The sequence below is a fragment of the Actinocorallia lasiicapitis genome (assembly GCF_054778695.1).
In genome coordinates this window covers 1-9,720 of the sequence record NZ_BAAGZI010000220.1, presented here as the reverse complement: position 1 = coordinate 9,720, position 9,720 = coordinate 1, and the positions used below count along the sequence as shown (strand labels likewise).

Annotated in this window: 10 protein-coding genes; 5 read left to right on the top strand and 5 right to left on the bottom strand. The window is 69.5% G+C overall.

Annotation, left to right across the window (positions count from 1 at the left end; translation table 11 throughout):
- The 5 genes from ACYVE7_RS21830 to mca all read right to left on the bottom strand — a co-directional run.
- A partial coding sequence (locus tag ACYVE7_RS21830) for a thioredoxin domain-containing protein (protein WP_460366844.1) occupies positions 1-1,661 on the bottom strand: 1,661 nt, incomplete at its 3' end.
- Positions 1,662-1,858: 197 nt separating this feature from the next.
- Entirely contained in the window at positions 1,859-2,629 is a 771-nt protein-coding gene (locus tag ACYVE7_RS21825; RefSeq protein WP_460366843.1) for a glycoside hydrolase family 16 protein, read from the bottom strand.
- Between the two features lie 64 nt (positions 2,630-2,693).
- Positions 2,694-3,881 carry a low temperature requirement protein A gene (locus ACYVE7_RS21820; RefSeq protein WP_460366842.1) on the bottom strand — a complete coding sequence of 396 codons (1,188 nt, stop codon included), beginning with the start codon at positions 3,879-3,881 and terminating at the stop codon, positions 2,694-2,696.
- A 54-nt stretch (positions 3,882-3,935) separates the two neighbouring features.
- The gene (locus ACYVE7_RS21815; protein ID WP_460366840.1) at positions 3,936-4,151 is read right to left on the bottom strand and encodes a hypothetical protein; all 216 of its coding nucleotides are present in this window, start codon (positions 4,149-4,151) and stop codon (positions 3,936-3,938) included.
- The gene (gene mca / locus ACYVE7_RS21810) at positions 4,148-5,005 is read right to left on the bottom strand and encodes a mycothiol conjugate amidase Mca (RefSeq protein WP_460366845.1); all 858 of its coding nucleotides are present in this window, start codon (positions 5,003-5,005) and stop codon (positions 4,148-4,150) included. The genes ACYVE7_RS21815 and mca overlap by 4 nt, the downstream gene beginning before the upstream one ends.
- Before the next feature lie 183 nt (positions 5,006-5,188).
- On the opposite strand from mca, the gene ACYVE7_RS21805 reads away from it, so the two are divergent.
- The 5 genes from ACYVE7_RS21805 (at position 5,189) to ACYVE7_RS21785 (ending at position 9,536) form a co-directional block, all read left to right on the top strand.
- A complete protein-coding gene (locus tag ACYVE7_RS21805; protein ID WP_460366839.1) occupies positions 5,189-5,635 on the top strand; it encodes a DUF4307 domain-containing protein in 447 nt (148 codons plus the stop codon).
- 143 nt (positions 5,636-5,778) lie between these two features.
- Positions 5,779-6,282 carry a transcription elongation factor GreA gene (gene greA, locus ACYVE7_RS21800; protein ID WP_460366838.1) on the top strand — a complete coding sequence of 168 codons (504 nt, stop codon included), beginning with the start codon at positions 5,779-5,781 and terminating at the stop codon, positions 6,280-6,282.
- 118 nt (positions 6,283-6,400) lie between these two features.
- The gene (locus ACYVE7_RS21795) at positions 6,401-7,009 is read left to right on the top strand and encodes a DUF4190 domain-containing protein (protein WP_460366837.1); all 609 of its coding nucleotides are present in this window, start codon (positions 6,401-6,403) and stop codon (positions 7,007-7,009) included.
- A 90-nt stretch (positions 7,010-7,099) separates the two neighbouring features.
- Positions 7,100-7,999 (top strand): RDD family protein, encoded by a 900-nt coding sequence (locus tag ACYVE7_RS21790; RefSeq protein WP_460366836.1) that lies wholly within the window; start codon positions 7,100-7,102, stop codon positions 7,997-7,999.
- Between the two features lie 49 nt (positions 8,000-8,048).
- A complete protein-coding gene (locus ACYVE7_RS21785) occupies positions 8,049-9,536 on the top strand; it encodes a M1 family metallopeptidase (protein WP_460366835.1) in 1,488 nt (495 codons plus the stop codon).
- The last annotated feature ends 184 nt before the right edge of the window (positions 9,537-9,720 follow it).

Here is a 9,720-nt window from a genome sequence, read left to right as displayed (position 1 = left end):
ATCCAGGCGATGCCGAGGAACATGCCGGGCACGATGACGTGGAGCTGGTTCACGGCGTCGCGATGGCGGTGGTCGCCGGTCAGCGCGGCGTAGGACAGCAGCGCGCCCGCCGCCGCCGACGCGCCGGACGGCGTGGCGTTGTCGGTGGGGTCCTGCGGACGCTGGAACAGGGCCTCGGCGTCGTCGGCGGTGTCGTAGAAGCCGCCTTCGCCGTCACCGAAGTGGGCCAGCACGGAGTCGAGGAGGGCGCCGGCACGTCGCACGTACTCGGGGTTCCCGGTGACCCCGTGCAGGGCGATCAGGCCCTCGGCGACGTCAGCGTAGTCCTCCAGGACCCCCGCGTTGGCGCCCGCGACCCCATCGCGCGACGTCCGCAGGATCCGCCCGTCCCGGACGTGCACCCGCTCCAGCAGCTCCGCGATCCCCTCCGCGTACGCGATCAGGTCGGGACGGTCGAAAAGCGCCCCGCACTCGGCGAGCGCCGCGATCGCCAGCCCGTTCCAGCCCGCGACGACCTTGTCGTCCCTGCCGGGCCGCACCCGCTCCTCCCGCGCCGCGTACAGGCGTGCCCGCAGCTCCTCTGGCAGGTCGTCGCCGGGCAACCGGAGCGTCGAAAGCCCGTGCTCGAAGGTGCCCTCCTCGGTCACCGCGAGGAGTTCGGCCGCCCGAGCCCCGTCGGCCTCCCCCAGCACCTCGGCGAGCTGCGCGGGGTTCCACGCGTAGAACTTGCCCTCGACGCCCTCGCTGTCGGCGTCCAGCGCGGAGGCGAGGCCGCCTTCGGCCGTCCCGAGCTCCCGGATCATCCAGTCGCAGGTCTCCAGCGCGATCCGCCGCGCCAGCGGCGACCCGCCCGCCCGCCACCAGTGCGCGTACACCCGGGCGAGCAGCGCGTTGTCGTAGATCATCTTCTCGAAGTGGGGCACCACCCACGCGGCGTCCACGCTGTACCGCGCGAACCCGCCGCCGAGCTGGTCGTAGATCCCGCCCCGCGCCATCGCCTCGAGCGTCCCCGCGGCCATCCCGTCGGGGTCCCCCTGCCGCAGCAGGAACTCCAGCACCATCGACGGCGGGAACTTCGGCGCCCCGCCGAACCCCCCGTTCCGCCCGTCGTACCCCTGCCCCAGCACCGCGACGGCCGCCTCCAGCGTCTCCGCGCTCGGCGCCTCCCCCGCACCGCTGTCGACCTTCCCCCCGAGCGCCGCGACGATCTGCTCCCCCTGCTCGACGAGCTCGTCCCGCTGCTCCTCCCAAGCCTTCGCGACGGCGTTGAGCAGCGCCTGGAACCGAGGCCGCGGAAAGTAGGTCCCGCAGTAGAACGGCTTCCCCTCGGGCGTCATGAACACGGTCATCGGCCACCCGCCATGCCCGGTCAGCGCCTGCGTGGCCGCCATGTACACCGCGTCGACATCCGGCCGCTCCTCCCGATCGACCTTCACGTTCACGAACAACGCGTTCATCAACCGAGCCGTCTGCGCATCCTCAAACGATTCATGTCCCATGACGTGACACCAGTGACAAGCGGCATATCCGACACTGAGGAGGATCGGGACATTCCGCCGTCGTGCTTCGGCGAACGCCTCCTCGCCCCAGGGGAACCAGTCCACCGGATTGTCCGCGTGCTGCAGCAGATACGGGCTGGTCGCGTCCTTGAGCCGGTTCATACGGGCCAGCCTAGGCCGTGTCTTATGGATCTTGTCCGTAGCGAGCGGCGGTCAGGTGCGTGCCTCGGGGGTGCGAAGGAGGGAGCCAGCCTGGTTGGCTGGTGACCGACGACAAGCCCCCGAGGTGCGTGCCTGGACGCCGCGCAGTAGGACCGAAGATTCATAAGACACGGCCTAGTTAGTCGGCGCGCGCCCGATCAGTAGCGGAGGTGGGGTGGGAGGCGGTAGACGCGGATCCAGTCGACCTGCATGGTGACCTTGGCGGGGGTGGTGCGGTTGCGGCACTGGGCCGGGGAGTAGCAGCTGACGTCGTGCTGGAGGGCCAGGTGCATGTCGGCCTTCTGGGGGATGTTGGGGCCTCGGTAGGTCCAGACCTTGACACCGTCCAGGAAGAAGGTCATCGAGTGGGGGAGCCATTCGAGGGCGTAGCGGTGCCAGCGGGTGAAGTCACCGGTGATCATTTTTGAGCGGGTGGTGTCGCGGATTCCCTTGTGAATGAACAGGCCCGCCTGCCTGCGGGCGGGGTCGGGGATCTCGGCGAAGTTGATCTCGGCCCATTCGGGGTGGCCCTGCTTCGTCGGCCAGAGCAGGAGGACCGAGGAGTAGCCGGCGCCCTTCTCGGTGCGCATCCGGACCTCCCAGCGGCCGAACGTCAGGGCCAGATGGGTGGCGAGGCCGCCCGAGAGGTCCCGGCCGCCGTACAGGCCGCCCGTCATCCGCAGGACCCCGTCCTTGACCTTGACGGCCTTCGCGATCCGCGGGTTGGCGCCGGTCGGATCGTCGTAGACCGCCCACTTGCCGGGGTTGACGTGCGTGCCGGGGAACTCGTCGACCAGCGCGGGACGTCCCCAGTCGATCGCCTTCGGCGGCGGCCGGTCGGGGACGGCGTGCTTCGGCTGCAGGACGGGCACCGGCCACAGCGGCTCCAGGACGAGCAGGGCCGCGGCCACGATCGGACCTAGGGGCATACCTCCCATGGGAGCAGGCTCCCCCGGCCCGTCCGGCGGAGTTCAGGAGAATTCGTCTGATCCTTTAGCCGACGCTGACTTCCGCGGTGCGGCGCATCCGGCCGGCCAGCACGTTGTCCCAGCCCGCCACCAGCACGAGGACCAGCAGCACGGCCGCGCTCAGCAGCATCGGCGACAGCAGCGAGTAGCCGGCCGCCAGCAACGCCAGCAGGACCAGCGCCACCAGCCGCGGCCGCGACCACAGCCCGAAGACGGTCCGTTTGAACAGCAGATGGCCGAACAGGAACAGGGCGGCCCCGCCGAGGACGGCCGCCGCGGTGCCGCCGGCGGTGTGGCCGGTCGGGTGGGCGATGACCAGTTCGTCGCCGACGGCCGAGACGATGATGCCGGCGATCATCGGGATGTGCTCGTAGGTGTAGGCGGAGCGGCCGATCCGGCCCGGATCGTCGGAGGAGGCGATCGCCTCGGACGACGCCTCCGCGGTCCGGTCGAAGTAGATCCACCACAGGGCGACGGAGCCGAGGAACGCCAGCGCGAACGCCGCGAGACCGGTCACGCCGACGGCGTGGTCACCGAAGGTGATCCCGGTGACCAGCACCGACTCCCCCAGCGCGATGATCACGAAGAGCTGGCAGCGTTCGGCCATGTGGGCGCCGTCGATCGACGCCCAGTCGGCGGTGGAGGAGCGGCCGAGCCCCGGCACGGCGTACCCGGCGGACGGGCCGCCCAGGTCGACGGCGAGCGCCAGCAGCCAGAACACCAGCAGGGTCGTGCCGTCGAACAGCGCGCCCGTGATCCAGAGCGTGGCGGCGACCACGATCCAGACGAGGATCCGCTGGAAGTTGCGGGCCAGCGGGGTGCCGCGGGTGGCCCACGCCACGTAGGCGGTGCGGCCGACCTGGACGGTGGCGTAGCCGAGCGCGAACCACAGGGCGCGGCTCTCCAGCGCCTCGGGGATCGCGACGGCCATCAGCAGCCCCGCCATCATCACCCCGACGAGCACCATCCGGAACACGGGATGGTCGGGGTCGAACCAGTTGGTGGTCCAGGTCGTGTACATCCAGGACCACCAGACGGCGAACAGCAGCAGCCCGCACTCCAGGGCGTTCCCGACGGTCAGGTCGCCGAGCAGCCGGTGGGAGAGCTGGGTGATCGCGAACACGAAGACCAGGTCGAAGAAGAGCTCGAAGGACGAGACCTTCGTGGCGTCGCCGGCGGAACGGACGCGCAGAGGTGAGGACGCAGGTGTCACCCGCCCAAACTAACCCGATCTTCACGGGGCGGGCGCGCGAGTTCGCCGTAAGCGCTAGTCGAGCGGTTTGCCGGACTTCGCCTGTTCCGCTTCCCAGGCCGCCTGGTCGAGGTCGGCCTGGTAGGGGGCCTTGACGTTGCGGATCCGCTTGTTCATCGACTTGATCAGGAAGACCAGGGCGATGCCCATGCAGAGCACCACGAGCGTGCCGAGCAGCCCCGGCGACACGGTCTCGTCGGTGAACTGCTGCGGGGCAGACAAGATCATCATGTGGAGTACACCTTCTCCCGGACTCCGGTGAACAGATCGTCCTCCGGAAGCTCGGTGTCGACCAGGGACCTCGCCAGATGGTAGTCCTCCGTCGGCCATGCCCGGCGTTGGAGGTCGGGCGGGCAGGCGAACCAGAAGCCGTTCGGATCGATCTGGGTGGCGTGGGCGATCAGCGCGGCGTCGCGGGTCTCGAAGAAGTCGCCGCACGGCACACGGGTGGTGACGGCCCAGGGGGCGGGCCTGTCCTCGCGCTGCTGGAGCCATTCCCCGTAGGGCGATTCCCGGCCCGCCTCGGTCAGCGCGCGGTCCATCGCGACCAGCCTGTCGCGGTGGAAGGTCAGGTGGTAGTACATCTTCAGTGGCTGCCACGGATCGCCGGAGCCGGGGTAGCGCTCGGGGTCGCCGGCCGCCTCGAACGCGGCGACGGAGATCTCGTGGGTCTTGATGTGGTCGGGGTGGGGGTAGCCGCCGTTCTCGTCATAGGTGAGGACGACGTGCGGCCGGAACTCGCGCATGATCTTGACCAGGGGGGCGGTGGCCTCCTCCAGCGGGACGAGCGCGAAGCAGCCTTCGGGCAGCGGGGGCAGCGGATCGCCCTCCGGCAGGCCGGAGTCGACGAAACCGAGCCACTCCTGCTTGACGCCGAGGATCGCGCGGGCCGCGTCCATCTCGGCCTCGCGGACCGCGGCCATGTTGGCCTTGACCTCGGGCCGGTCCATCGCGGGGTTGAGGATGTCGCCGCGCTCGCCGCCGGTGGCAGTCACGACCAGCACCTCGACCCCTTCGGCCACATAGCGGGCCATGGTCGCGGCGCCCTTGCTCGATTCGTCGTCGGGATGGGCGTGGACGGCCATCAGCCGGAGGGTTTCGGCGGGGCCTGCGCCCGGCACGGGTCCTGCTTCCAACACGGCGGGGTGCTCCTATGCTTGGGTCACGAGAGAGGCTGGGCTGAGAGGGGCGGGCAGAGATGAACGAGCTTTGCGCGATTGTTTCAGCAGCCTCCGACAGAAACCCGTAACACCCGGCGAGGATTCCCGATGACGACCGAAAACCCCGCCCGAACCTCCCGATCGGGGAAGGACGCCCGTTCGGGGAAAGACGCCCGTTCAGGGAAGGACGCCCGTTCGTGGAAGGACTGGGTCTTCTTCGGCACGCTCGGCACCGTGGTCGCCGCTTTCGTCGTCGGCTGGGCCGTGATCATGGGTCATGCGGGCGGCGGCACCGCCGGTCTGGACGGGGTCTCCGGCGAGACCATCGCCTTCGAGATCGAGAGCGACCAGGCCGTCAAGGTCAAGTTCCAGATCAACAAGCCCGAGGATGCGCTGGTAAAATGTGAGGTGACGGCCCGCGCTCACTCCGGCCTGACGGTCGGCCGCACCACGGTCGAAGCCCTGCCGGGGCGTACCGGATCGACGCAGATCATCACTCTGCCGACCTCCGAGCGCGCCACCACCGCCGAAGTGGTGGACTGCAAGCTCGCCTGACCACCAGATGGCAGGTTGATGAACGGCGGCAGTGGGAACCTTTACCTCCAACGACCGGATAGGCTTGAGGTTTCCGCGTTTCCCCCGTCCGGGGATCGCGCGAGAAGACAACCCGGCCACATCACGTGGAAATAGGAGTACCCGTGACCGAGACCCGCACTGACAACGTCACCTGGCTGACCCAGGAGGCGTACGACCGGCTCAAGACCGAGCTGGACTACCTCTCGGGTCCCGGCCGCAAGGAGATCGCCGCGAAGATCGAGGCCGCCCGTGAAGAAGGCGACCTCAAGGAGAACGGCGGTTACCACGCGGCCAAGGAGGAGCAGGGCAAGATGGAGGGGCGCATCCTCCAGCTCCGCGGCATCATCGACAACGCACGCGTCGGTGAGGCCCCTGTCCGCGCCGACGGCGAGGTCGGTCCCGGGATGACGATCACCGTCGCCTTCGCGGGCGACGATGAGGAGGTCACCTTCCTGCTCGCCTCCCGCGAGGAGCAGGGCTCCCCCATCGACGTCTACTCGCCCAAGTCGCCGCTCGGCGCCGCGATCAACGGCAAGAAGATCGGCGAGAAGGCGACTTACACCCTCCCCAACGGCCGCGCCATGACCGTCGAGATCATCGACGCCGTCCCCTACGCGGGCGCCTAGTCTTACCCCTCGCACTTCCCCGAAGGCCCGTCGAACGCGTCCGCGCGCCCGGCGGGCCTTCGGCGATTTTGCCCCTTGGGGGGGTTGCCGAGCCGCTGAGCTGCCGATCTTTCAGGTCATGACGCCTGAACCACCGGAAGGCCCCCAGCGCCCCGACTTGTCCAAGAACCCGCCGGGGCCGTACGAGGGCTTCACGCCGCCCGGCGTGTACGAGTCGGCCACGCCGCCGCCGGCTCCGTCGCCGCTCGAGCCCGGCTACCGGCTGCCCGGCGAGTACGACGCCGCCGGTCAGGAGCCGCCCGGCCACGGGCTGCCGGGCGGATACACACCGCACGGTGCGACGTCGCCGCCGCCCGCGATCGGCGGGATCCCGCAGGGCATCCCGCCCGAGCCGTACGCGGTGCCGCACGGCCAGTACCAGGCCTACCCCGGCGCGTACGGGCCTTACGGCCATGTGCCGCCGCAGGGGCCGCCCACCAACGTGCTGGCGATCATCTCGTTGATCGCGTCGATCGTGGCGTGCGGGGTCGGCAGCATCGCCGGGGTGATCTGCGGGCATATCGCGCTCCACCAGATCCGGCGGACCGGTGAGTCGGGCCGCGGCCTGGCCATCGCCGGGCTGATCATCGGCTATCTCGGGCTGCTCGCCATCGTGCTCATGTTCGCCTTGGTGATCTTCGCGGGGCTCTGGACCGAAGGTAGTTCCGAAATCGAGTACGGCTACTGACGGCGGAGACGGGCAAAGACGCGCCCAACATCATCCCAATACACGCTCTGTGACGGTTTTATCCCTAGCGAATAGGGCGATTCTGCGAATATGACGCAACCGCCGCAGGACCCGCAGAACCCGTGGGAGAACCCGGGCGGCGGGACGAACCCGCCGCCCGGAACCCCGCCCAACCCCTACGGGGGCAACCGGGAGGACCCGTTCGGCCAGAATCCGGCCGACCCGTACGGCCAGGCCGGCCAGCCGGGCCAGACCGGCGGGCCGCCCATCCCGCCGCACGGCGGCCACGGCCCGTCCTTCTCCAAGGACCAGCCGCCGCCCTACGGAGGCCAGGGCGGTCAGGACCCGTTCGGCGCGCCGCAGAACCCGTACGGGCAGCAGCCGCCCGGCGGCGGCTACACGCCGGGCGGGGTGCCGCCCTACAGCGGCGGCCAGGATCCCTACGGGCAGCACTATGGAGGTTCACCCATGATCGCCAGCAAGTGGAAGCGCCTCGTCGGCATCATCATCGACAACGTGATCTTCTGGGTCATCGCCTGCTGCCTGGCCATGCCGTTCGGCGGCGCCAACACCGACGAGTTCATCGTCGAGAACCCTGACGGCACCACCTCGTATGAGTGGACCGAGCTGTACTCGACGGGGCAGATGATCGCGAACCTGATCGGCGCGGTCCTGGTCTTCCTCTACTTCTGGCTGGTCACGACCCGCTGGAACGGCCAGACGCTCGGCAAGAAGGCGATGAACATCCGGGTGGTCCGCGAGGACACCGGCGGTCCCATCGACTCCAAGCAGGGCGTGATCCGGTCCGCCGTCTTCGTCCTGCTCGCCTGGATCTGCAGCTGCGGCGGGCTGATCGACGCGATCTGGATCTTCACCAACCCGAAGAACCAGACCCTGCACGACAAGGCCGCCAAGACGGTCGTCGTGGACGCGGTCGGCCCGAACCCGTACGCCCAGGGCGGCTACGGCCCGTCCGGCCAGTCTTACTGACCGGTGACAGCGGTTGCCCAGTCTGCCCGGTACGGGCAGGCTGGGCCTCGTGCATTCGCGACGTATGACGGCCTTCGCCGTGTCCCTGTCCACGGCGGCCGCCCTCGTGGCGGCCTGCGGATCCGGCGACGAGCCGAGGACCCCGGTGACGGCCCCGGTCACCCGGCCGACCGGCTCGCCCGCCGCCACGCCGACCGGGACGGCCTCGCCGATCGACGCCGAACCCCTGGCCGGCACCCGTGACTCGGCCGGCGACATCTACGTCCCCGGCGACGGCAACGGCGGCTACGACGTCCAGCACTACGACCTCAACCTCAAGATCATCCCAGCGGACGCCGCGAAGACCCTCGACGGCCTCGCGACGATCCGCGCCAAGGCCACCACCGATCTGGCCAAGTTCGACCTCGACCTGACCGCCCTGGACGTCGCCTCGGTGACCGTCAACGGCGCGGCCGCCCGCTTCGCCCGCCAGGACAGCGAACTCATCATCACCCCGGCGAAGCGCCTCAAGTCGGGCACGGAGTTCACGGTGGCCGTCGCCTACTCGGGCACCCCGCAGGCGATCGTCGACCCGATCCTCGGCCGCTACGGCTGGATCAAGACCGCCGACGGGATCGCCGCGGCCTGCCAGCCGAGCGGCGCGCACACCTGGTTCCCGAGCAACGACCACCCGTCCGACAAGGCCACCTTCGACGTCACACTGACCGTCCCGAAGGAGCTCACGGGCATCTCCAACGGCGAGAGCGAACCGCCCGTCACGACCGGCGCGCTGACCACCACCAAGTGGCACATGAAGCAGCCGATGGCGACTTATCTGGCGATGGTCGCGGTCGGGAAGTTCAAGGTGAAGCAGGGGGTGACGGCGGGCGGCATCCCGATCCTCACGGCCGTCGACGCCTCGATCCCCGCCCCCGACATCAACGCCTTCCACGAAGCCAAATCCAAGATCACGGACGAGTGGGTGAAGCTGTTCGGCCCCTACCCGTTCGGCTCGACGGGCGGGGTCGTCGACAACGCGCAGGTCAGCTTCGCGCTGGAGACCCAGTCCCGCACGATCTACGGCAACTTCGACCCCGACCAGGACATCATCGCCCACGAGCTGGCCCACCAGTGGTTCGGCGACAGCGTCTCGGTCACCCAGTGGAAGGACATCTGGCTGAACGAGGGGTTCGCGACGTTCGCCGAGTGGACCTGGGACGAGCGGATCGGCCGCTCGACCGTCAAGCAGAAGTTCGACCAGCTCTACGCCGACGCCAACTCCCCGAGCTGGAAGGTGCTGCCGGGCGACCCGGGCCGTGACCGGCTGTTCGACACCTTCGCCGTCTACCACCGTGGCGGCATGACCCTGTACGCGCTCCAGCAGAAGATCGGCAAGGCGAAGTTCACCGAGCTGCTCCGCACCTGGGCGCAGAAGTACCGGTACGCCAACGCGACGACCGCCCAGTTCGTGGCGCTCGCCGGCGAGATCTCCGGCCAGGATCTGAAGCCGTTCTTCACCGCGTGGCTGTACACCCCGTCGCGGCCTCCGCTGAGTTAGATTCCCGGTTAGATTCCTGGCCAGGATCGGGAAAAGACCCGGTAAGGGACCGCGACAGCGGTGGCACGCCCCGCCCAGGGTGGGGCGCGTGCACGGGTTCAGAGCAGCGGCGACGGGAACGGCGACGGCGATGGTGGCGGCCGCGGCCGTCGGCGGGACGGCCCTGGCCCGTGCCGACCGGGCC

What these genes read in the sequence shown, in the direction of transcription:
- ACYVE7_RS21825 (WP_460366843.1), bottom strand. Translation starts at nt 2,629, where the DNA reads ATGCCCCTAGGTCCGATCGTGGCCGCGGCCCTGCTCGTCCTGGAGCCG.
- ACYVE7_RS21815 (WP_460366840.1), bottom strand. Translation starts at nt 4,151, where the DNA reads ATGATGATCTTGTCTGCCCCGCAGCAGTTCACCGACGAGACCGTGTCG.
- mca (WP_460366845.1), bottom strand. Translation starts at nt 5,005, where the DNA reads ATGGCCGTCCACGCCCATCCCGACGACGAATCGAGCAAGGGCGCCGCG.
- ACYVE7_RS21805 (WP_460366839.1), top strand. Translation starts at nt 5,189, where the DNA reads ATGACGACCGAAAACCCCGCCCGAACCTCCCGATCGGGGAAGGACGCC.
- ACYVE7_RS21795 (WP_460366837.1), top strand. Translation starts at nt 6,401, where the DNA reads ATGACGCCTGAACCACCGGAAGGCCCCCAGCGCCCCGACTTGTCCAAG.
- ACYVE7_RS21790 (WP_460366836.1), top strand. Translation starts at nt 7,100, where the DNA reads ATGACGCAACCGCCGCAGGACCCGCAGAACCCGTGGGAGAACCCGGGC.